Here is a 21,043-nt window from a genome sequence, read left to right on the forward strand (position 1 = left end):
TGTCCCACACGCCACACACGTCGCACGAGCCACATGCGTCACGCGGAACCACACGCCCGGTCGTTCCGTGCGCGCTGTCCATGATGGGTCACGCGCCGACGGCCCAGTCGGCCATCCGGCCCAGCAGCGCCTCGTCCGCCGCGTTCTCGGCGTGTCCCATGCCCCGCTCCAGCCAGAGTTCGGCGGCGCCCTCGGCCGCCGCACCGGCCAGCATCCGGGGGTGGTCCAGCGGGAAGTACGGGTCACGGTCGCCGTGCACCACCAGGAGCGGGGCGGGGGCGATCAGCGGGACCGCCGCCACCGGGGAGAGCGGCACCGGGTCCCAGTCCCGGTCGTGGATGCGGGTGCCGAGCCCGTACCGGCCGACCAGCCGCCCGGTGGGGCGGGTGACCACCCAGTGCAGCCGTCGCATCGACGCGGTGCCCCGGTAGTACCAGCGGGCCGGGGAGCTGACGGAGATCACCGCGTCGACGTGTGCGGGGCCGGCGGATTTCGCCACCCCCCGAACGGCCCCCTCATTGCCTACGGATTCCTTCGTATACAGAGCGGCCTGCCGGAGCACCACGGAACCACCCATGGAGAACCCGACCGTAACGATTCTGCGGTGTCCCAGGGACCTCGCCCAGGCCACCGCGGCGGCCAGGTCGAGGACCTCACGATCCCCCACGGTGGACTTTCCGCCGGACTTTCCGTGCCCCCTGAAAGAGAAGGTCACGACCGCCGCACGCTGCAGGAACACCCTCGCGGCACGCCGGACCGCGGGCCGGTCGAGCGAGCCGGTGAACCCGTGCGCGACCACGATCGCCGGCTGCTCCGCGACCCCTCCCGCACCCTGTCCGGAACCTGCCGTACACGGCTCGTACACCGCCTCCACAGGGACGCCGTCATCGGTGAGCAATGTGGCGTACTGCGGGGTTCGCGTGATCAAGGGAACAGAAGAACTCACGAATCGACCCTCGGAGAGTGAACTCATGTGGGCTATTCTGCTGCGAAGAGGATCCGGGCAGAGAAGCCCCCGGATCCTTTTGTGCTTTCCGCGCGTTGTTACGGAGACGTTTCAACAAGCTCAGCGGTCCCAGGGCGCGGGACCGCACCCGTAAAACCTGTATGACGAATGCCGCAGGGCCTGGTCATACAGCAGTACGAAGAAGTGCCGCACTCTCCCCCGGGTCCCAACCCGGGAGTGCCCCTCTCGCAGGGAACGAGGAGGACCGACGTAATGGGCGAGCGAAACGTGCACCACGATCGACCGACGACCGAGGCAGGTGAGCGGCGATGAGCTCACTGCTGCTCCTGACGAATGCCCTTCAACCGTCGACGGAGGTGCTTCCCGCCCTCGGTCTGCTGCTCCACAGCGTGCGGGTGGCCCCCGCCGAAGGACCCGCTCTCGTCGACACCCCCGGTGCCGACGTCATCCTGGTCGACGGACGGCGCGACCTCCCGCAGGTCCGCTCCCTCTGCCAGCTGCTCCGCTCCACCGGACCGGGCTGTCCGCTGATCCTCGTCGTCACCGAGGGCGGCCTCGCGGCCGTCACCGCCGACTGGGGCATCGACGACGTCCTGCTGGACACGGCGGGACCGGCCGAGGTCGAGGCCCGGCTCCGGCTCGCCACCGGGCGCCAGCAGATCACCTCCGACGACTCCCCCATGGAGATCCGCAACGGTGACCTCTCCGTGGACGAGGCGACGTACAGCGCGAAGCTCAAGGGCCGGGTCCTCGACCTGACCTTCAAGGAGTTCGAGCTGCTCAAGTACCTCGCGCAGCACCCGGGCCGGGTCTTCACCCGCGCCCAGCTGCTCCAGGAGGTCTGGGGCTACGACTACTTCGGCGGTACGCGCACGGTCGACGTCCACGTACGGCGGCTGCGCGCCAAGCTCGGCCCGGAGCACGAGTCGCTCATCGGCACGGTCCGCAACGTCGGCTACCGCTTCGTCGCACCGGAGAAGGCCGACCGGTCCGGCGAGAGCCGGAAGCAGGCGTCCGCCAACCCGGCGCAGGGAGCGGGCACACCGCCGGAGCGCACCGAGGCGGCCGAGGCCGCCGAGGAACCCGTGGTGGAGCACGTCAAGGGGTGAGAAAGGTGTCCCGTGATCCGCGGTGGATGCGCGGGACACCCCTTGGTTCCATCCGCGTAGACTGCCGCGCGTGGCCAAGGTGACGCGGGACGATGTGGCAAGACTGGCGGGTACGTCGACCGCGGTCGTCAGCTACGTCATCAACAACGGACCCAGGCCGGTCGCCCCGGCCACGCGCGAGCGGGTACTCGCCGCCATCAAGGAGCTGGGTTACCGGCCCGACCGCGTCGCCCAGGCGATGGCGTCGCGGCGGACCGACCTCATAGGGATGATCGTGCCGGACGCCCGGCAGGCGTTCTTCGCGGAGATGGCGCACGCCGTCGAACAGGCCGCCGCCGAGCGCGGGAAGATGGTCCTCGTCGGCAATTCCGACTACCGCGACGAGCGCGAGGTCCACTACCTCCGGGCGTTCCTCGGCATGCGGGTATCCGGGCTGATCCTGGTCAGCCAGGGCCCCAGCGAGCGGGCCGCCGCCGAGATAGAGGCGTGGGACGCCCGGGTGGTGCTGCTGCACGAGCGCCCCGAAGCCATAGACGACGTCGCGGTGGTCACCGACGACGTCGGCGGCGCCCAGCTCGCCACGCGCCACCTGCTGGAACACGGTTACGCCTACGTCGCCTGCCTCGGCGGCATGGAGTCCACCCCGTCCGTCGGCGACCCGGTCGCCGACCACGTCGAGGGCTGGCGCCGGGCGATGCACGAGTCCGGCCGCACCACCGAGGGCCGCCTCTTCCAGGCCCCGTACAACCGCTACGACGCCTACCAGGTGGCCCTCGGCCTGCTCGCCGGCCCCGACCGGCCGCCGGCCATCTTCTGCTCCACGGACGACCAGGCCATCGGCGTGCTGCGGGCCGCCCGCGAGCTGCGCATCGACGTGCCCGGCGAGCTGGCGGTCGCGGGCTTCGACGACGTCAAGGAAGCGGGGCTCACCGACCCGCCGCTGACCACGGTCTTCTCGGACCGCCCGGCGATGGCGCGCGCCGCCGTCGACCTGGTGCTCGACGACTCGCTGCGGGTCTCCGGTTCCCGGCGGGAGCGGCTGAAGCAGTTCCCGTCGGCGCTGGTGGTCCGCAGGTCCTGCGGCTGCGGGGAACCCTCGGTACTGCGGCCGTAACCGCCGGGCGGGGTGCGTTTATCAGGCCCCTACGAGGTTCTGCCCGGCTTCTCAGCGGGTGCTCAGGCTCTTCTCATGTTCCCCGGACACGCTTTTCCCATGACTGAGAGCCACCGCCCGAGCGGCGAGTACCCGACGTATCCCACGTACGGCACCAACTCGTACGGCACCGAGTCGCACCCCGCCGAAGCCCCCGCCGCCCCCGTCGGCAGCGGCGCGTACCCGCCTCCCCCGGCGTACGAGCCCGCGCAGCCGATCGCCGTGGACACGGGGACCACCGTGTGGCCGGCCGGCGCGGCGGGCGGTGCGGGCGGCGGCAGCGGTGCCGGGTTCTCGGACTTCCCCGAGTACGCGGGCTACCCCGCTCCCGCGCCGCTCCCGGAGAAGCCCGCGCGGAAGGTGAAGCGGCCCTACGCCCTGCTCGCCGCGGTCGCCATCGCGGCGGCGGCGATCGGCGGCGGCACCGCCACCCTGGTCGGCGAGCTCTCCGACGGCCATTCCGGCACCACGAGCGCGAGCAGCGTCGTCAGCGGCACCACCGTCTCGGCCGGCAGCGCGGGCACCGTCGCCGGGGTCGCGGCGGCCGTCTCCCCCGCGATCGTCGAGATCGGCGCCACCTCCACCGCGGGCGACTCCACCGGCTCCGGGGTGGTCGTCACCTCGGACGGCGAGATCGTCACCAACAACCACGTGATCACCGGCGCCTCCGAGATCAAGGTGACGCTCTCCACCGGAAAGACCTACACCGCGAACGTGGTCGGCACCGACCCGGACAAGGACCTCGCCCTCATCAAGCTGGAGAACGCGAGCGGCCTGAAGACGGCCACCCTCGGCAACTCCTCCAACGTCGCGGTCGGCGACCAGGTCGTGGCGATCGGCTCCCCCGAGGGCCTGACCGGCACCGTCACCAGCGGCATCATCTCCGCCCTCGACCGGGACGTCACGGTCGCGAAGGAGGAGAGCGACTCCAGCGGCTCGGACAGCTCCAGCGGTTCGGACGGCTTCGGCGGCTTCGGCAGTCAGGGCCAGGGCGGCAGCGGCGAGCAGCAGTGGCCGTTCGAGTTCGGCGGCCAGCAGTTCAACGGCGACACCGGCTCCTCCACCACCACCTACAAGGCGCTGCAGACCGACGCCTCGCTCAACCCGGGCAACTCCGGCGGCGCGCTGATCAACATGAACGGCGAGATCATCGGCATCAACTCCGCGATGTACTCCCCCAGCTCGTCCAGCAGCACCAGCAGCTCCAGCGCCGGCAGTGTCGGCCTCGGCTTCGCCATCCCCGTCAACACGGTCAAGGCCGACCTGGAGACCCTGCGCTCCGGCGACGGTTCCTGACGGACCCGGCGAGCACCCCGGCGCATCCCCGCCGGCGTGTCCCCGGTCGGCCCGCCCGGCGTGCGAGGCTGAGACCATCCACCCCTGCGAAGAGCAGCCGCGACCCGCGTGACTGCGCCTGCCGAGAAGAGGACGCCGAGCGATGAGCCCCGCCGAAGACGATCCGCAGCGCATCCTGATCGTCGACGACGAACCCGCCGTACGCGAGGCGCTCCAGCGCAGCCTCGCGTTCGAGGGGTACGCCACCGAAGTCGCGGTCGACGGCTACGACGCCCTCACCAAGGCCGAGGCGTACCACCCCGACCTCATCGTGCTGGACATCCAGATGCCCCGGATGGACGGCCTCACCGCCGCACGCCGCATCCGGGCCACCGGGACCACCACCCCCATCCTCATGCTCACCGCCCGCGACACCGTGGGCGACAGGGTCACCGGCCTCGACGCGGGCGCCGACGACTACCTCGTCAAGCCCTTCGAGCTGGACGAGCTCTTCGCCCGCATCCGCGCCCTGCTGCGCCGCAGTTCCTACGCGGCGGCGGCGAGCACGGAGATCACCGACGACGACGTGCTCTCCTTCGCCGACCTGCGCATGGACCTCGCCACCCGCGAGGTCACCCGGGGCAGCCGCGCCGTCGAGCTGACCCGTACCGAGTTCACCCTGCTGGAGATGTTCCTCGCGCACCCGCGCCAGGTCCTCACCCGCGAACAGATCCTCAAGGCCGTCTGGGGCTTCGACTTCGAACCCAGCTCCAACTCCCTGGACGTGTACGTGATGTACCTGCGCCGCAAGACCGAGGCAGGCGGCGAACCCCGCCTCGTGCACACCGTGCGCGGGGTGGGGTACGCGCTGCGTGCCGGGGGTGAGGGGTGAGGCGCCTGCTGAACCGGCTCCGCACCCTGCCGCTCCGGTCCCGCCTCGCCCTGCTGGTCGCCCTCGCGGTGGCCGTCGCGGTGGCGGCGGTCGCGGTCGCCTGCTGGTTCGTGACCAAGCAGCAGCTGGAACAGCGCATGGACGACTCGCTGCGCAGTTCCCGGCTGGACGACGGCTCCGTCCGCAGCCTGCTCGCCTCCTGCAACGGCGGCGGCCGGCAGCAGATGCCGCCCTTCGTGGGCGGCATCTCCGTCCAGCTCATCGATTCGAGCGGGACCGTCTGCGCGGTGGACGACTCCGCCGAGCTCCCGGTCACCGACGCCGACACCGCGGTCGCCGACGGCCGGGAACGGTACGCCCTGCACACCGAGACCGCCGAGAACGGTGTCCGGATGCGGGTCTACACCTACCGCCTGCTCACCCAGCCACTCACCGACACCGCCGTCACCATCGGCCGCCCGATGAGCGAGGTGACGGACCCGCTCTCCGCCCTCGCCTGGCTGCTCCTCGCCGTCTCCGGGATCGGCGTCGTCGCCGCCGGGGCGGCCGGCATGTGGATCGCGCGTTCCGGGCTGCGCCCGGTGGACGAACTGACCCTGGCCGTCGAGCACGTGGCCCGTACCGAGGACCTCACCGTCCGCATCCCGGTGGAGGGCGAGGACGAGATCGCCCGCCTGTCGCGCTCCTTCAACTCGATGACCGCCTCGCTCGCGACCTCCCGCGACCGCCAGTCCCAGCTGATCGCCGACGCCGGGCACGAGCTGCGCACCCCGCTGACCTCGCTCCGTACCAACATCGAGCTGTTGGCCCGCAGTGAGGAGACCGGCCGGGCCATCCCGCCCGCCGACCGCAAGGCCCTGATGACCTCGGTCACCGCCCAGATGACGGAGCTGGCCGCGCTCATCGGCGACCTCCAGGAACTCGCCCGCCCGGATGCCGCCCAGCCCGGCCCGCTGGAGGTGGTGGGCCTGCACGACATCACCCGTACCGCCCTGCAACGCGCCCGGCTCCGCGGCCCCGAGCTGACCATCACCGCCGAGCTCGCCCCCTGGTACGTACGCGGCGAACCGGCCGCCCTCCAGCGGGCGATCGTCAACGTCCTGGACAACGCGGTGAAGTTCAGCCCCGCCCGGGGCTCCATCGAAGTCACCCTGACCCGAGGCGAGTTGAAGGTACGCGACCACGGCCCCGGCATCCCCGCCGACGACCTCCCGCACGTCTTCGAACGCTTCTGGCGCTCCCCCTCCGCCCGCCAACTGCCCGGCTCCGGACTCGGCTTGTCGATCGTCGCCCGCTCGGTCCAGCAGTCCGGCGGCGAGGTCGCGCTGCGCCCGGCCGAGGACGGCAATGGCACGGAGGCGGTCATCCGGCTGCCGGGGGCACCCACGCCGCCGCCGGAGATCGTCTGAGGGTGGGCGCCGGTCGGATCGCGCCTGCCCGGTCGATGCCCCGGTCAGGCCGGGGGCGGCGGCAGAGCGGTCACGACGCGGTCGAAGTACTCCTGGACGTCTTCGGCGGGGCAGGGAGCTCAGGAGCGAGGAGATCAAGCATCGGGAATGTCCGCCTTCGCCGCACTCAGCATGTTGCCCGGGATGACGACCAATCGCTCGTCCGGCCCCAGGCTCACCCCGTCCGGCAAGTGCGAACGGTAGTGGTCGGTGAGATCGCGCCCGATCACGGCCACGTCGCCGCTGCTCAATTGCCAGATGTCCGGGCAGTCGTCCTCGTCCTTGGAGTTGCCCAGCTCCGCCGCCGACTTGCCGAGGCGCTTGACGAACAGCGCGGACGGATCGGCTTCCCATCTGCGGGCCACGAACGCCTCCGGTATGCGGCGAGTCACTGACGGCGACCTGCAAAATACCAGGCGGGCCCGGGATGGGTGCACCGGAAAACCAGCCGGCCCGCGACTCATTCCCTGGCCGGCCTTCGGGCACGGCGACCGCACCACCCACACCCGAAGCACCGACCGGAAGCGTCAACTCCCCTGCGCGGGCGAGGCTGGAGGTCTCCCGAAGGTGATGTTGGAGAGGTCCCACCCCTGGACCACGGCACCGTACTGAGTGCCGCCACTATTGGCCACCGCGCCCTCGGACAGCGCAGGCGCCCCGCGAAGCCACGAGGCCGGCGCGGCGGCGAACTCCGGGTCCTCGGCCGCCCGCGCCACGAGGGCGCCGCGCAATGCTTTAGGCGGACCTGGTCACGGTCGACGGCGCGTTCGGCCGTCGCTGTACCGGGAGGGGAGGCGACGGGCCCGCGCCTGCACCGGCCTGTCCGTGTGGACGGGCAAGGCGGGCAGGGTGGGCAGGGTGGGCAGGTCGATGCACCTCTGACGGCTCGCACCGCGACGTTGACGCGTCTCTGACTCTCCAGAGGGGCGGCGCATCTGCCCCACGGCCCACGACGCCGCCCTACTCGACGGCGAGGCGGGCCAGCAGGTGGGCGTCGAGGAAGCCCCGTTCGGCGGCCGGGTCGTGGAGCAGCCGGGCGACCGTGACGAACCCGGCTGCGGTCACCAGCTCGGCGAGCCGGTCCACCGGCCAGCTGTAGGCGGGCGTGACCTTGTGATCGAAGCGGACCGGTCCCGTTCCCTCGGTCCCGAAGAACGAGACCAGGAGCAGGCCCCCCGGCTCCAGTACGCGCGCCTGCTCGGCGAGGAGCGCGGGCAACTCACCGGGCGGCGTGTGGATCATCGAGTAGTGGGCCAGCACACCGCCGAGTGTCCCGTCCTCGACCGGCAGCGCCTCCATGCGCGCCTCCTCGAACCGCAGCCCCGGACGGTCCCGCCGGGCGCGGTCGACCATGCCCGGGGAGAGGTCGAACCCAAAAGCCTCCAGGCCGAGTTCGTGCAGCATGGCCGTCAGGTGCCCGGGGCCGCATCCGACGTCGGCGACCCGCACGTTCCCCGTACCGCGCACCAGCTCGGCGAAGGTGCCGATCATGTTCCGCGCGAACGGCCGCGTCTCCAGCCGGTCGGCGAACTGCGACGCGTACAGCTCGGCGAATCCGTCGTACGCCGCCCTGGTCTCGGCCTGGTGCCCGGGGTGCCCCTGGCGCTCCGGGTGTTCCGCGCGTTCTGGGCGCTCCGGGTGTTCTGGGTGTTCCTGGTGATCCGCCACGGCAGAGGAAGGTACACCCGCGCGCCTCCGAACGCTTCCGATACAGCGGGGAGCGCCTGCGTCGCCGCCGGAGACCGGCCGGCTTCGGCACCGAGGATCGCGGGGGCCGAACCGGAGGGCTGGGACGCCACGTAGGTCACAACTTCGGTAAGTTGACGTGTGTAAGTGTGACAACACCATCCGCAGAACCGACGAAGGTCCCGCTCCGGCCAGAGCGAGACCCCCGTCTTCGCAGTTCACGAGCCCGGTCGCTCTCTGTGAGGCCGGGCTCGCTGCATGCGCAGCGCCGCCGTGCGGCCACGACCGTTCCCGTGGGTGGTCACTCAGCCGTGCTGAGCGAACTGCCCCACCAGGGCGATGATCGCCACCAGGATGCCCGCCGCGGATAACCAGACCTGCGCCCGTTCGGCGCTGGTCCACTTCCTGCGGGGCTTCTCCAGGTCGGAACTCACCCTCTACCTCCCTTTCATCCGAACCGGCGCCGCAGTGACGCCGGGGCCTTTGAACTCGACCAGCATCATGAGGAGTTCAGGGGATTCCTGAGAGGTGTGGGCGATTGTACTGGTGGGGCGGCGGGCCTGAACGGCGCTCCGGGACACCCGCGTACGTGGCCGCCGTGAGCTGCGGAAAGGCGGCACGGCAGCACCCAGCACCCCACCGTGGAGGTCGGACGCGCCCGTCCCCCGTAACCCGCGTCCCCGGTGATCCCCCTCCGGCCATCACCGTACGGAAGTGGGTATTGACTACCCCTCATGAGTGACATCGAGCGTACGGCGAGCCGCACCGCGGTCCTGGTGTGCCAGGGGCGGGCGGCGGCGGACGGCAGGGGTGCGGCGGGGCGGTTCGCCGACCCGGTGGCGGTACGGCTGCTGCGTCCCGCCGAGCGGGTCCCCGTGGACGCGGTGCGGGCGGGCGCTCCCGGCGAGGCCGAGGACTGGAAGTCCCGTGCGGCGTACGAGAGCGTGCGGGCCTGCGCGGAGATCATGGTGCCGCGTACGGTCGCCATCGACGACGCCCTGCGCGCCCACCCGAACCCCCAGCTGGTGGTGCTCGGTGCGGGGCTGGACTCGCGGGCGTGGCGGCTGGCGGAGCTCGCGGAGACGGACGTGTGGGAGGTCGACCACCCCGCGTCCCAGGAGGACAAGCGGGCCCGCCTGGCCGACGCGGCGACCCTGGCCGACGCGGGCCCCCTGGCCGACGCGGGGACTCTGGCCGCCACGGCTCGTTCCGTACGCTTCACCCCCGTCGACTTCGCCACCGACGACCTCGGCAGCGTGCTCCGGGCCGCCGGTCACGACGCGGCGGTGCCGACGACGTGGTTGTGGGAGGGGGTCGTCCCCTACCTGACGCGTGACGAGGTACGGGCCACCGTGCGCGCGGTCTCCGGCCGTTCGGCACCGGGGAGCGCCCTGGTCCTCAACTACCAGGCCCCGTCGTTGAAGGCGTCCGTGGGCCGTCTGGTCGCACGCGTGCTGAGCAGCTCCGTCACGGCGAAGGAGCCCTGGCGCTCGCTGTGGAAGCCGCAGCACATGGCGGCTCTCCTCGCCGAGAGCGGGCTGCGGGTCGACCGCGACGAGGATCTCCTGACCATCGCGGAACGCCTGGATTCCGGCGCACGGGGCCGCGCGTCGCTGCGTTCGGGGGCGCGTTGCCGTGTCGGCGGTCCGCCCCGCCCCGGGGGTGCCAGGTCCGGGCGCCGGGCGGATTCGGTAGCGTGATCACATCGCCGCACGGAGTGACCGTACGGCGCTTGATCGCCCCACCGGAGACTTCCGGCGGGCAGGAATGAGTGGCAATGAGCCTGGAGAAGCCCGAGATCGATTTCCCGATCGGCGACGCTCCCACCGAGCTGCAGATCGAGGACATCACCGTGGGCGACGGCACCGAGGCGAAGGCCGGCGCCGTGGTCGAGGTCCACTACGTGGGCGTCACCTTCGAGACCGGGGAGGAGTTCGACGCCTCCTGGAACCGTGGGCAGACGTTCCGGTTCCCCCTGGGCGGCGGCCGGGTCATCAAGGGCTGGGACCAGGGCGTCGAGGGAATGAAGGTCGGCGGCCGTCGCCGGCTCACCATCCCCGCGCACCTCGCCTACGGCAACCAGTCGCCGTCCCCGCTGATCCCGGCGGGATCGACGCTCATCTTCGTCGTGGACCTGCTCGGCGTCTGAGGCGGACCTGCTGCCCTGCCTCGCCGACCGGATCGGGTCCGTTCGAAGCGGACCGAATCGGAGCGGATCGAATCGGAGCCGATCGGAACGGAGCCGAGGCCGGGCAGCACCCTCGATGAACGCGCCCCGCCCCGCCCAGCACGGGGACCGGTTACGGTCCGTCCTGGCCAGGGGCTCCCGGCAGTGGTGCGCCGATGACCAGTGGTGCGCCAATGGTCAGGCCCTCGTCGAGTCTGGCCGACAACTCACCTGCGAGACCCGGGACATGGTGCGCGGCCCACTGCTCGGCGAGCGCGAGGAAGCCCTGCAGATCCTCCTGCACGGTACGGAGGAGGGCCGGGAGCTCGCCCACCACGATCTCGACGGGCTGCACGGAAGGCGCGTTCCGGGCGTCGGCGCCGTCCTGCCACAGCCGTACGACCCCGTCGGCGTGCTCAAGTCGGGGAGAGGGGTCGTGTCCGAGCCATACGGTCTCCCCGGCCGCGACGTGGAGCCACTCGCGCCAGTCCTCCAGGCCGAAACAGCATCCCGGCCGGACGGTGACGTCGGTCCGGGTGTCGTGGACGCTCAGCCCTCCCTGTGCGATGACCATGTCCGTCTCCAACAGGCCCCGAAGCGCCTCACCGGCATCGGCCGGGGGGATGTCGTCGTCGTCCGCCTGCGCGTTGTAGTCCGCCAGGATGGCCAGCGCGCTGCCGACTTCGAGCGAGGATATACGGCCCGACAGGGCCATGAACCGGTAGGGCGGCAGGTCGGCGACCGGCCAGAGTGAGAAGTCGGCGGTGTTCGAGGTTTCCAGGACGGCTTGCGCGATCAACACCGCACCATTCTCGTCGCGTACGGGCCGGCCTGCCGGGAATTTCTCCCGGGTCTCACTTGGTCAGGCTCCGAAGGCCGACGGAGCCCAAATCCGGTTGCCCGACGACGCACGCGGGATAGGACACCGGGATGACGATGTTCGCGTGCCGGGAATGCGGCAGAGAGCTCACGGGCGAGTTGAACCTGCTGCCTGCGGTCCCCGAACTCCCCGCCCGGAATCCTGATCCGGAGACCGCCGAGGACCGGCGGTCTCCGGCGACGATGCCCGAGGGCACCTACGCGGTCGAGACGGAACCGTGGGGACCGCCGTTCGTCCCGACCGAGACGTTCATACGGGCCGAGCCGGCGCGGCAGACCGTGGCGGAAGCGCCGACGGTTCAGCGGTGGTCGCGCAGATCGCCGTCGTCGGTCAGCCCGAGCACGGCGCCCAGCCCCTCGCAGCGGACACCGGGGCCCACCTCCGCGCGGGCGAGCCTGTCCGCCCCGGACCACGGGCGTAACGTCCACTCGCTCCAGGTGTCCCCGTGCCGCAGGGTGAACCCGCACGCCTCGCCCCGGTGGAGCGCGCCGAGCGCCCCGATACAGCCGCCGCCCTCGTCCCAGCGCCGGGCCTCGACCGCCTCACCGGGCGGGAGTTGGGCGGCGATGGCGCGCACCTGGTCCCGCACCCAGCGGATCGCCGCCAGCGCGGTCCTGGTGGTGCAGTGCGCGGCGTCCACGATCTGGTCGGCTTCGACCGTGCGGTAGGTGACCCGTTCGCAGCGGAAGAGGCTCGGCGGGGATGCGGCCGGGGGTTGCGAGTCGTGCACGAGGTGGCCTCCTGTCACGCGCCGAGGACGCCCCCGCCCGCAACCGGCGTGACGAGCCGCAGAGCAGGGGCGCACGGGCCCATCTCACTCAACAGGCGCAGTTGTTGAGGGAGTTGACCGCCGCGCGAGCGACGGCCGAGCAGGACGAAGCTAGCGCCTGGCACCCTCGGGTATCAAGAGTTTGACGTCTAACGAGTGAACCTCCATGCGCTACACATGTTGTACGAAAATCGAAAGCGGCCCCCACCTGCGCCGGTGAGGGCCGCCCGAAGCGTGCATCGCGATGAGACCAGTGGCCCGATCACGCCAGGTCGTCGAACTCGCCTTCCTTCGCGCCGCCCAGGAAGGCCCGGAGCTTGACGCGCGTCGTCCGGACGACCACGTCCGGGTTGTCGCTCTCGCGCAGCAGGATCTCGCCGTCATGCTCGGCCAGCTCCAGGCAGGCATTGCCATCGGCACCCGACGACTTCGTGGACTTGCGCCACTGAATTTCCATGGTTCTCACGCCTTCACACTTCTGATGTGATCTTTCGAATGAAGTCTCTGGACTCCTCCCGCCCGAGCGACAACTCCTCCACTCGGTCGAGCGCGGCACGGTAGTTGACGAGGCGGGTTTCGGCATCCAGGAATGCAGACCCGGTCGCCGTGTCCATCTGCACGGTATCCAGCTGCGGAACCGGGCCGTACACGTATTGTGTCGCGCTGCCGGTCTCCGGGAAGCCGCCCGCAGCGAAGGGGACCACCTTGACGGCGACGTTGCCCCGCTCCGACTCCCGGAGCAGGTGATCGAGCTGAGCGCGAGCAACCTGGGAGCTCCCGAACACCATCCGGAGGGCCGCCTCGTGGATCAGGAAGGTACACGTGGGCGGCACATCCCGATCAAGAACATCGCGGCGCTTCAGTCGGTGCGAAAGCAGCCGACGTCGATGACCCGAGCCCATCCGTGGCACGGCCTCATCGAAGACGGCACGGGCGTAATCCTCGGTCTGGAGGAATCCGGGCATGTACATCAACTGCACGGCGCGAATCGCGACCGCGTGGTGCTCCAGCTCCGCGAGGTCCAGCGCCTCAGTGGTGAGCTCGCCCCGATACTCCTCCCACCAGCCCTTCCCTCGCTCTTCAGCCATCGCGGCCAGCGCCTCCACGTAGGCCGCGTCAGGACAGCCGTAACTGCCGGCCCAGTTCCGGACCCGCTCGCCACTCACCCCGAACCGTCCGGATTCCGTGTTGCTGATGGCGGTACGGTCCGTACCGAGCAAGGTCGCCGCCTCGGTCAGAGCGAGCCCCGCATGCTGACGCATCTTGCGCAGCTCGATCCCCACGCGGCACTGCCGGGCCGTGGGCGCCTTTCTCGGTGGCATCACGCTCTCCTCTGGTCGGCTCACAGTCTCGTCGGCGGCCTCACCGTAATCCATTCGGTCACTTAATGAGCCGATTCGGGTGCACAAGTGAGACTTCACGCTAGTGTCTCCTCACAGCACCGGCTTCAGGTCGAACAGCCCGAAGTGCAGCCGTACACGCGCGCCTTGAGGGCGTTCCAGGCTACGGCCATCGCCACGGACCCCTACCGGTGCAGCGCCACCCACCCGAGAGCGACGGGAGTACGCACATGACCACCGCCACCCCGATTCCCGCCCCGCCCGACCCCCTCGGCGGCGAGCGTTACCGGCTCACGCTGCCGAACACCGCGTCGACGGCCCGTATCGCGAGGGATTTTGTCGCCTTGCTCCTGGAACGGGAGCAGCGCGGCGGCCTCGTGGACGACGCGCGCCTCTGCGTCACGGAACTGGTCACCAACGCATATCAGCACACCAGTTCGTCACTGGTTCGAGTGCATGTGGCAGTGAACCGGAAGCGGGTCACCGTCTCCGTCGCGGACCACGATCCGGGTGCCGTCCAGGCGCTCGCCGCACAGCGCCCCGGCGCCGAACAAAGGGGCGGGCGCGGTCTGTTGATTGTAAAGAACCTGGCGCTCGCCTGGGGCACCACGTCGCTCGACAGCCGTCTGCCCGGTCACAAGGCCGTGTGGTTCACCCTCGCGCGGACGTAGTCCTCGGGACCCGGTGGCGGGCCAGGCCACATCAGCGGCCCGGCGGCCGACCGTGAACGGTTACGCGGGCCCACCAAGACCTGAACGGCCCCTCGTCGCACTCAGCAGCCCCACCAGTCCACCCGCAGCAGGCCCGACGCACCCCACGACCACGAGCGCCGCAGGGATGCCCGGATCGAGCCGAGCCAGGGCGAACATGACCGCGAGCACCACCACTTGAGCCGACGCATAGACCGTCACCTTGCGCCGCAGACTCCACGCACGCACACCCGCCAGACCTGCCCGCACCGCTGCCCCCTCCGCCTTCGTCGGCGAACCCCTCCGCACCGGCACCTCCACCAGAGGTCCAGGGAAGAGGCTAGTGAGCAGCGTGCATCCAGCCAACCAGATCAGCTCGAAGCGAGGCAGGCATCACCCCAGGTCGTCGAACTCGCCGCTCTTGACGCCTTCCAGAAAGGCGCGGAACTTGGCGGCGGTGGTGTGCACCAAGATCGCCGGATCGTCGCTCTCCCGCAGCAGAACTTTGCCATCAACCGCCGCGAGTTCTAGGCAGGCATTGCCGCCCCTCACCCTCACTCTCTAACCTTCACCCCCCTCACCGTTCTCAACGAGGTACGCCCCATGTCCCTGTCGCCACCCCCACCCCCGCCCCCACGCCCATCCCCCGGCCGCCAGCGGTGGGCCGATGTCCCCGCCCCGCTGCGGGCCCGCCTGGAGGCGGCGCTCGGTGGTGCTGTGGCCGAAGTCCGCACGCCCGACGGCGGGTTCGGCCATCAGCTCGCCGCCGTCCTGCTCCTGGACAACGGCCGACGGTTCTTCGCGAAGGCCGCTCCGGACGAGGACCCGCTGACCGTCGGCAACCTCCACGAGGCTGCCGTGCTGGGCGCGTTACCGCCCAAGGCCCCGGCACCGGCGCTCGTCGGTGTACACCACCGGGCCGGGTGGACGGCGGTGGTCGTCGGGCATCTCGACGGACCGCACCCCGACCTCTCCCCGCAGTCGGGCGATGCCACCGTGGTCCGGGATCTCGTAGGCCGTGTCTGACCATTCCCGCCGGGCGGTCGACGCCCGGCACGGCACCTCGCGGCGTTGTCGAACCGCCCGAGTACATCCAGTACGCGGGCGGTCCTCCGCCTTGCGATGCACCGCACCGGACACCGCCCGCTGATCCGACGCGAATGGTCAGACACGGCCTGGCCGAGCTCACGGCCGATCCCGCTCCCGCCGCGTACCGTGCGGCCGTCGGGAGCGCGCCCTCCGGCGTGGCCCGGCTCCACGGCTGGGACGTTCTGCTGGCCGATCCGCCCGACGACCTCCCCGTCGAACTCCGGTCCCTGCTGCCCCTGCTGGCCGCAGTCGAAGCGCGGTGGTCCGCGTCGGCCGGCGGTGACCGGATCGTGCACGGCGACCTGCGGGCCGACAACATGGTGCGCGACCGGTTCCGGGGCGTCATGTTCGTGGACTGGGCCCACGCCACCACCGGACCGGCCTGCGTCGACGCCGTCTCCCTCGCCCCGCAGCTCGTCCTCGCCGGGCATGCACCCGCCGCCGTCGCCCGGCTCCTGGACGAACACCCGGCGGCGGTCGCCGGCCCGGAGGCCACCACCGCTTTCCTGGCCGCCCTCTGCGGGCACTGGCACCTGAACGCCCGTAAGCCGCCGCCACCGGGCGCACCCGGGCTCCGCCCGTACCAGCACCGCGCGGCGGCGGCCGGCCTTGCCGTACTCCTGCACCGCCTGCGGCGGTGACCGGAAGCGGCCTGGGGGGCGGGCCGGGGGCGGGCCCGAGGGCCTTCCGTCCGGATCAGGCCGTCGCTGAATCTTCGGTCAGCGCGGCCGCGGTCAAGGTGAGGTGCTGGACCAGGACAGCCGCTGCGGTGTCGGCGTCGCGGGCCAGCGCCGCCTCCTCCAACGCGCGGTGCTCCTTGGCGCCGTCCCGGTCGGGGTCGCGCTGGGCCGACCAACGCCGGGCCAGCTCACTCGCGGTCCACAACCGGTCGAAGGTCTCCAGCAGCGCGCGGTTTCCGCACCCCTCAAGCAACGTGCGGTGGAAGACCCTGTGCGCCTCGGCCCAAGCGGCGGTGTAGTGCTCGCCCTCCTCCGGCACGTACGCGGGTGTGCGCACCAGACGGTGGTGGGCGGCCCGCACCCTGGCCTCCCAGTCGAGGTCGCCGCGCTCGACGGACATGCGCAGTACGGCCGGCTCGACGGTCCGGCGGGCTTCCGCGATCTCCTGCCAGCGGCGGTCGGAGAAGGACGGGACCGCGAAACCGCGGTTGGGCAGCCGGTCGGCGAGCCCGTCGCCGACCACCCGTACGAGCGCCTCCCGCACCACGGCCAGGCTCACGCCCTGCTCCTTGGCGAGATCCTGCGGCTTGAGGGGGGAGCCGGGGGCGTGGTCCCCGCGCATGATCGCGTCCCGCAGATGTGCGTAGACCTGCTCGGAGAGCATCTGCTTCCCCGGAGAGGCCGAGGCGTGTGCCGTCTGGTTCATGAACCCATCCTAGACGCCCGACCAGACGATCCACTGAATAATCGATTATGCGTGTTAGTGTCGATGATGCGCGGCGCTGACCGCCACTGCCGGATCCGCAGTCGCCGAAACCGCCACCGCCGAAACGCCCGCCCGACCACCCGACTCCGGGAGACACCACCGCCATGCACCTCGACACCCTTTCCGGCTCCGCCCGCACCGCTGACGGCCCGATGGACCTGAACGCCGTGCGGCACGTCAGCCAAGCCGTCAGCGCAGCCCACCTGTTCGTCTATCTCGCCCCCGAATCCGCCGAGGAGGCCGCCGCGCTCGGCGTGACCGACCGGGGGCCCGCGTACCTGGCCTTCCGGTCGGCCGCGATGGGCGCGGTTCCGTGGCAGGTCACGCTCGCGGCCTTCTACAACTTCAGCCCGCGGGCCGTACGGGCCATGGCGGGCGTGTGGGACGCCGCACCGCCCGAGCGGTGGCAGGCCGCCCGCTTCGTCGCCGCCGGACGCGCGATGCGGCGCGCCGGCGTACGGCTCACGGACGAACACCTCGCCGAGGCGCGCTCGCTCATCGACCCGGTCGTCGCCGGAGCCGACCACGCCGGCAAGGTACTGGCCGCCGCGAACGCCTCGGTCCCGCTTCCTTCCGATCCCCTGGTCGCCCTGTGGCAGCAGATCACCGTGGTGCGCGAGTGGCGCGGCGACGCCCATCTCGTCGTACTCGCCGACAACGGCCTCGGGCCGTGCGACTGCCTCGTCCTGCACACCGCGACCAGCCGCCTCCCGACCCCGATCGTGCGAGAGACCCGCCGGTGGACCGACGAGGAGTGGAGCGCGGCCACGGCACGTCTCGTCGCACGCGGCTGGCTCGACTCCCACGCCACGCTCACCGACGCCGGCCGCGCTGCGCGCGAGCGCATCGAAGCGGAAACGGACGAGCACTCCGCCGCGCTGTGGGCGCCGATCGGCAACACGGGCGCCCGCCGCCTCGCCTCGCTCCTCGCCCCGATCGGCGACGCGTTCACCGCGACGGGGGTGCTCCCGCCCCCGCGGACGACGTGATCACGTCATCACGTGATCACATCTCAACGACCTCTGCCCGAGGGGTCCTTGAAGACCCGCCCGCGGGCTCAGGAGTTCAGCAGCTTCGCCTTCTCGGCGGCGAACTCCTCGTCCGTCAGCAGCCCCTGTGACTTGAGGTCCGCCAGCGCGGTGAGCTGTGACACCCGGTCGGGTGCCGCCGGTGCCGCGGGGGCGGCCGGAGCGGCGTACGTCTGGGGCGGGGCCTGCTGTGCGTACCGGTCGTCGGTGCGTGGCTGCATGTGGTTGGAGACGGACCTCGCGGTACCGGTGATCACAGCCGTGCGGGCCATCGTGCCGAGGAGGCCCGGTCGTCCCATGCGTCGAGGCATGATCGTTCCTTCTTCCGTTTCGTTACGCGTCGAGGGCGGCGATGGCGCGTTCGACGTTCTCGCGCGGAATGCGTTCCAGGAAGACCATCTCTCCGTGCGAGCCGCGCAGCGCGGCCGCGAGACGCGAAGCCCAGGTGTTCTCCCACGCCACGACGAGAGCCGAGGAACCGGGCCCGAGATCCTCGGCCACACCCTGCAGGTCCTCCTCGCTCAGGAGGTCGAATCGTCCGTCGGTGGTCCGTTCGAAGGCCGCCGCGATCTCGGCGTCCTCGAGCTCGACGATGTCGACCGTCCCTTCCGGGCTCCTTCGGACGAAGGCCAGGTCCAGCAGACGGACGGTGCCGGAGTCATGGAGATCGCGGAGCGCGGGGGCGATGTCGCCGTTGAACCGGTCGCCTTCGAAGACGACGACCGCCACGTCCACAGGGCCGACGGTGTCGGCTTTCAGACTGGTGGGCATGTGCATCAACCTCTCAGAGGGTGCGATGAGCCGCGCTTGCGAGTCTAGGGAGTGCCGGCGGAACCGCATCCCGGCGCGGGAGCCCGCCGCCCTTCGGTCCGGGCGGCGCGGGTACCTCGCGCCCCGGCGACCGCGATCCGAACGGCGGACCGTCCCCTCGCGCCGGTGAGGCCGCCGTGCCGCACCGTGCAGGTGTCCCCGCCGGCCGGGCACCACTGAGTGCGCCCGCCGACCAGGTGGAGTTCGAGATCGGCCCCGCTCAGGCCGCCGCGGTCGAGCGCCTCCCGCAGGGCGGCGGGGGCGGGCTGCGGAGGAAGCCCGACGACACCGATGACCACGACGCCGTCACGGGCGTCGACCGAGGCGATCTGCCAGTTGCCGTCCTCGGCCCAGCGCTCGGCGACGGGCTGGGCGTCGGCGGCCAGCAGACGGTCCCGGGCGACCTTCACCGAGCCGATGGTGAGCGGCACGGCGACGAGGAGGAGGACGACGATCACCGCGGCCAGCGTCCGGCCGCGGAACTCGCCCACGCGCAGCTTCGCCGCCGTCGCCGCGTTCCGCACCCCGTAGCAGAGGAACACCACCGTGCCCGTCGCGACGATCGCGGTCACGTTGGTGGCGAACAACAGCGCCGACTGTCCGGCGTCGTGGTAGCGGTGCGCCGTGATCAGCAGACCCGTGACGCTCAGGGGCGGTACGAGGGAGATGGCGATGGCAACGCCGGGCAGGGCGTCCGAGATGTCCGTGCGGACGAGCGCGAAGGCACCCACCGTTCCGGTGGCAAGAGCCGCGACCAGGTCGATGAGCCTCGGGGTGATGCGGGAGGAGACCTGGCTGTTCGAGGCGAAGCCGTCCGGACGGGAGACGATCCATCCCAGCAGCATGCCGATGAGGACCACCGCGAGCGCCCCACCCGTGACGAGCAGCACGCTGCGGACCACATGGCGCCGGTCGGCCAGGACGAGAGCCAGGGCACTCCCCAGGATCGGCGTCATCAGGGGCGCGACGATCATCGCGCCGATGACGGTGGCGGAGGAGTCGCCGACGACGCCCGCTCCGGCGATCACTGCGGCGAGGACGAGCAGGCACCAGAACCGGGTCGAACTCGGGCTGCGCCAAGGGGGTTCGATGAAGAGCGTGTCCGCCATGCGCTGTGCTGCCGCCGCTTCGATCCCGGCCACGATCGCCCCTTCCCGCTGTTCCCCGGGCCGGCCGGCGCCGGCCCTGCGGAAACTGGGTGCCAGCTTCGCCGGGGCGGGAGCCGGGTGCCAGCAGGGTTGCTCCGCAGGGACGAACCGCGCCGGGCGTCCCGGAGCCGGCGACCGCCGGCCCGCGTCTCAGGACGCGGGCCGGTCCAGGTCGGCGAGGTCCAGGACCACCGGGAAGGCCGGCGGCGGGCCGAGGCTGGGCCCGTGCGCCGGGTCGGGCGCGCCGGGCGCGCTACCGCGCACATCGGAGTCGTCATGCAGTATTCCGCCCCGTCGACCAACAACGGTGCGAGATGCTTCGCATGTCGGAGCCGGAGCGAAAGGGAACAGGAATACGCCGTACCGATTCCGGTTCAAGAAACCCCGAATCCGGACTCGTTCCATCCGCCCCCACACCGGTGGTCCTCCGGTTTCCCTGCTCCCCGACGCTTCGCGCCACCATGGCCCAATACGGCTTCGGCGAGAAACGGACAAGCTCTCAAAGGGCGTTGTTCTCGATCTCGGCGCGTCACTAACATGCGCTGTCCACACAGGAACAACTGGAGGAAGCACATGAGATCTTCGCGCTCAGCGTCCATGCGTGATTCCGGTCGCCGAATAGGGATCGCCGTTCTCGGCGCCGCCGCCGTCCTCGGCTTCGTCGCCTCGCCCGCCCAGGCGTCGAGCTACACCAGCTACCTGTCGAACGCCGGCCCGGGATTCGAGTCCTCCCGGTGGAACGACAACGGCGGAACCACCGTCATAAAGTTCACCGGCTGCCGGGACAACTACACCGACACCGGGATGCACATCCTGCTCCGCAAGGACGTGCTCGGCGTCGACCCGGCGTACGTCAACGGGTACTTCACCAACTGCTTCACCAGCACCACGGCCACGTCCACCGGCACCTGGGTGGACCACGGCTCGGGCTCCTACTACTTCGTCGTCAACTCGTCCCTCGTGGGCGTCAACGTCTGGGTCAACTCGCTGACCATCTCGTACTGACGGTCACGTACGGGTAGCCACGTACGGGCAGCCACCTACGAACGGTCGGTCACGTGCTGACCCGGCGCACCGAACGCCGTCACGTACGCCCCTTCTCCGTCCTCCGCCCGTCGTGCGGTGGTGAGCCCGCCCACCGCGGACC

The 21,043-nt window shown here is 71.1% G+C and carries 25 protein-coding genes; 12 read left to right on the top strand and 13 right to left on the bottom strand.

The annotated features are described in order from the left end of the window. Positions 1 to 88: 88 nt before the first annotated feature. Positions 89 to 973, bottom strand: coding sequence for an alpha/beta hydrolase (locus OG599_RS15515; RefSeq protein WP_327176572.1), 885 nt, complete (start codon positions 971 to 973; stop codon positions 89 to 91). 302 nt (positions 974 to 1,275) lie between these two features. Here OG599_RS15515 and OG599_RS15520 point away from each other — a divergent pair, with 302 nt between their 5' ends. The 5 genes from OG599_RS15520 to OG599_RS15540 all read left to right on the top strand — a co-directional run bounded on the left by OG599_RS15520 (position 1,276) and on the right by OG599_RS15540 (position 6,805). Beyond that, positions 1,276 to 2,076 carry a response regulator transcription factor gene (locus OG599_RS15520; protein ID WP_327176573.1) on the top strand — a complete coding sequence of 267 codons (801 nt, stop codon included), beginning with the start codon at positions 1,276 to 1,278 and terminating at the stop codon, positions 2,074 to 2,076. A 70-nt stretch (positions 2,077 to 2,146) separates the two neighbouring features. After that, positions 2,147 to 3,190, top strand: coding sequence for a LacI family DNA-binding transcriptional regulator (locus tag OG599_RS15525; protein WP_327176574.1), 1,044 nt, complete (start codon positions 2,147 to 2,149; stop codon positions 3,188 to 3,190). A 99-nt stretch (positions 3,191 to 3,289) separates the two neighbouring features. After that, entirely contained in the window at positions 3,290 to 4,525 is a 1,236-nt protein-coding gene (locus OG599_RS15530; RefSeq protein WP_327176575.1) for a S1C family serine protease, read from the top strand. A 142-nt stretch (positions 4,526 to 4,667) separates the two neighbouring features. Beyond that, a complete protein-coding gene (locus tag OG599_RS15535; RefSeq protein ID WP_327176576.1) occupies positions 4,668 to 5,396 on the top strand; it encodes a response regulator transcription factor in 729 nt (242 codons plus the stop codon). Beyond that, on the top strand, positions 5,393 to 6,805 hold the full coding sequence (locus OG599_RS15540) for a sensor histidine kinase (RefSeq protein ID WP_327176577.1): 1,413 nt from the start codon (positions 5,393 to 5,395) through the stop codon (positions 6,803 to 6,805). Before OG599_RS15535 ends, OG599_RS15540 begins: the two co-directional genes overlap by 4 nt. Positions 6,806 to 6,939: 134 nt before the next feature. Here the strand turns inward: OG599_RS15540 and OG599_RS15545 are convergent, their stop codons facing one another. From OG599_RS15545 to OG599_RS15555, 3 genes are all read right to left on the bottom strand, one after another. Beyond that, positions 6,940 to 7,209 (bottom strand): hypothetical protein, encoded by a 270-nt coding sequence (locus OG599_RS15545; protein ID WP_327180051.1) that lies wholly within the window; start codon positions 7,207 to 7,209, stop codon positions 6,940 to 6,942. Between the two features lie 595 nt (positions 7,210 to 7,804). Further along, a complete protein-coding gene (locus OG599_RS15550; protein ID WP_327180052.1) occupies positions 7,805 to 8,389 on the bottom strand; it encodes a class I SAM-dependent methyltransferase in 585 nt (194 codons plus the stop codon). 446 nt (positions 8,390 to 8,835) lie between these two features. Beyond that, positions 8,836 to 8,964 (bottom strand): hypothetical protein, encoded by a 129-nt coding sequence (locus OG599_RS15555; protein ID WP_327176578.1) that lies wholly within the window; start codon positions 8,962 to 8,964, stop codon positions 8,836 to 8,838. A 300-nt stretch (positions 8,965 to 9,264) separates the two neighbouring features. Here OG599_RS15555 and OG599_RS15560 point away from each other — a divergent pair, with 300 nt between their 5' ends. After that, a complete protein-coding gene (locus OG599_RS15560) occupies positions 9,265 to 10,230 on the top strand; it encodes a class I SAM-dependent methyltransferase (RefSeq protein WP_327176579.1) in 966 nt (321 codons plus the stop codon). Between the two features lie 77 nt (positions 10,231 to 10,307). Beyond that, entirely contained in the window at positions 10,308 to 10,679 is a 372-nt protein-coding gene (locus OG599_RS15565; RefSeq protein WP_327176580.1) for an FKBP-type peptidyl-prolyl cis-trans isomerase, read from the top strand. A 151-nt stretch (positions 10,680 to 10,830) separates the two neighbouring features. On the opposite strand, the gene OG599_RS15570 is transcribed toward OG599_RS15565, so the two are convergent. The 4 genes from OG599_RS15570 to OG599_RS15585 form a co-directional block, all read right to left on the bottom strand. Beyond that, positions 10,831 to 11,499, bottom strand: coding sequence for a hypothetical protein (locus OG599_RS15570; RefSeq protein ID WP_327176581.1), 669 nt, complete (start codon positions 11,497 to 11,499; stop codon positions 10,831 to 10,833). A gap of 376 nt (positions 11,500 to 11,875) precedes the next feature. Further along, positions 11,876 to 12,307: a hypothetical protein gene (locus OG599_RS15575; protein ID WP_327176582.1), complete on the bottom strand. Its 432-nt coding sequence runs from the start codon at positions 12,305 to 12,307 to the stop codon at positions 11,876 to 11,878. Positions 12,308 to 12,608: 301 nt separating this feature from the next. After that, positions 12,609 to 12,803 carry a DUF397 domain-containing protein gene (locus tag OG599_RS15580; RefSeq protein WP_327176583.1) on the bottom strand — a complete coding sequence of 65 codons (195 nt, stop codon included), beginning with the start codon at positions 12,801 to 12,803 and terminating at the stop codon, positions 12,609 to 12,611. Positions 12,804 to 12,816: 13 nt separating this feature from the next. Further along, on the bottom strand, positions 12,817 to 13,668 hold the full coding sequence (locus OG599_RS15585) for a helix-turn-helix transcriptional regulator (protein WP_327180053.1): 852 nt from the start codon (positions 13,666 to 13,668) through the stop codon (positions 12,817 to 12,819). A 248-nt stretch (positions 13,669 to 13,916) separates the two neighbouring features. Here OG599_RS15585 and OG599_RS15590 point away from each other — a divergent pair, with 248 nt between their 5' ends. Continuing rightward, positions 13,917 to 14,357, top strand: coding sequence for an ATP-binding protein (locus OG599_RS15590; protein ID WP_327176584.1), 441 nt, complete (start codon positions 13,917 to 13,919; stop codon positions 14,355 to 14,357). 411 nt (positions 14,358 to 14,768) lie between these two features. Here OG599_RS15590 and OG599_RS15595 read toward each other — a convergent pair whose 3' ends face one another. Continuing rightward, positions 14,769 to 14,927, bottom strand: a complete 159-nt coding sequence (locus OG599_RS15595; RefSeq protein WP_327176585.1) for a DUF397 domain-containing protein — start codon at positions 14,925 to 14,927, stop codon at positions 14,769 to 14,771. Positions 14,928 to 14,978: 51 nt separating this feature from the next. Here OG599_RS15595 and OG599_RS15600 point away from each other — a divergent pair, with 51 nt between their 5' ends. Together OG599_RS15600 and OG599_RS15605 are read left to right on the top strand one after the other, a co-directional pair. Beyond that, a complete protein-coding gene (locus OG599_RS15600) occupies positions 14,979 to 15,401 on the top strand; it encodes a hypothetical protein (protein WP_327176586.1) in 423 nt (140 codons plus the stop codon). A 134-nt stretch (positions 15,402 to 15,535) separates the two neighbouring features. Then, a complete protein-coding gene (locus OG599_RS15605) occupies positions 15,536 to 16,105 on the top strand; it encodes a phosphotransferase family protein (RefSeq protein WP_327176587.1) in 570 nt (189 codons plus the stop codon). A gap of 55 nt (positions 16,106 to 16,160) precedes the next feature. Here OG599_RS15605 and OG599_RS15610 read toward each other — a convergent pair whose 3' ends face one another. Then, positions 16,161 to 16,850, bottom strand: coding sequence for a GntR family transcriptional regulator (locus OG599_RS15610; protein ID WP_327176588.1), 690 nt, complete (start codon positions 16,848 to 16,850; stop codon positions 16,161 to 16,163). Between the two features lie 164 nt (positions 16,851 to 17,014). Between OG599_RS15610 and OG599_RS15615 the strand changes: the two genes are divergently transcribed. Further along, on the top strand, positions 17,015 to 17,899 hold the full coding sequence (locus OG599_RS15615; protein ID WP_327176589.1) for an SCO6745 family protein: 885 nt from the start codon (positions 17,015 to 17,017) through the stop codon (positions 17,897 to 17,899). A gap of 68 nt (positions 17,900 to 17,967) precedes the next feature. Here OG599_RS15615 and OG599_RS15620 read toward each other — a convergent pair whose 3' ends face one another. The 3 genes from OG599_RS15620 to OG599_RS15630 are packed head-to-tail and all read right to left on the bottom strand — an operon-like array spanning position 17,968 to position 19,890. Continuing rightward, a complete protein-coding gene (locus OG599_RS15620) occupies positions 17,968 to 18,249 on the bottom strand; it encodes an SHOCT domain-containing protein (protein WP_327176590.1) in 282 nt (93 codons plus the stop codon). A gap of 22 nt (positions 18,250 to 18,271) precedes the next feature. Further along, a complete protein-coding gene (locus OG599_RS15625; RefSeq protein ID WP_327176591.1) occupies positions 18,272 to 18,709 on the bottom strand; it encodes a DUF6325 family protein in 438 nt (145 codons plus the stop codon). A 44-nt stretch (positions 18,710 to 18,753) separates the two neighbouring features. Next, entirely contained in the window at positions 18,754 to 19,890 is a 1,137-nt protein-coding gene (locus tag OG599_RS15630) for a DUF389 domain-containing protein (RefSeq protein WP_327176592.1), read from the bottom strand. 603 nt (positions 19,891 to 20,493) lie between these two features. On the opposite strand from OG599_RS15630, the gene OG599_RS15635 reads away from it, so the two are divergent. Continuing rightward, positions 20,494 to 20,901, top strand: a complete 408-nt coding sequence (locus OG599_RS15635; protein ID WP_327176593.1) for a hypothetical protein — start codon at positions 20,494 to 20,496, stop codon at positions 20,899 to 20,901. Positions 20,902 to 21,043: the final 142 nt, after the last annotated feature.

It is taken from the genome of Streptomyces sp. NBC_01335 (assembly GCF_035953295.1).
Classification (GTDB): domain Bacteria; phylum Actinomycetota; class Actinomycetes; order Streptomycetales; family Streptomycetaceae; genus Streptomyces.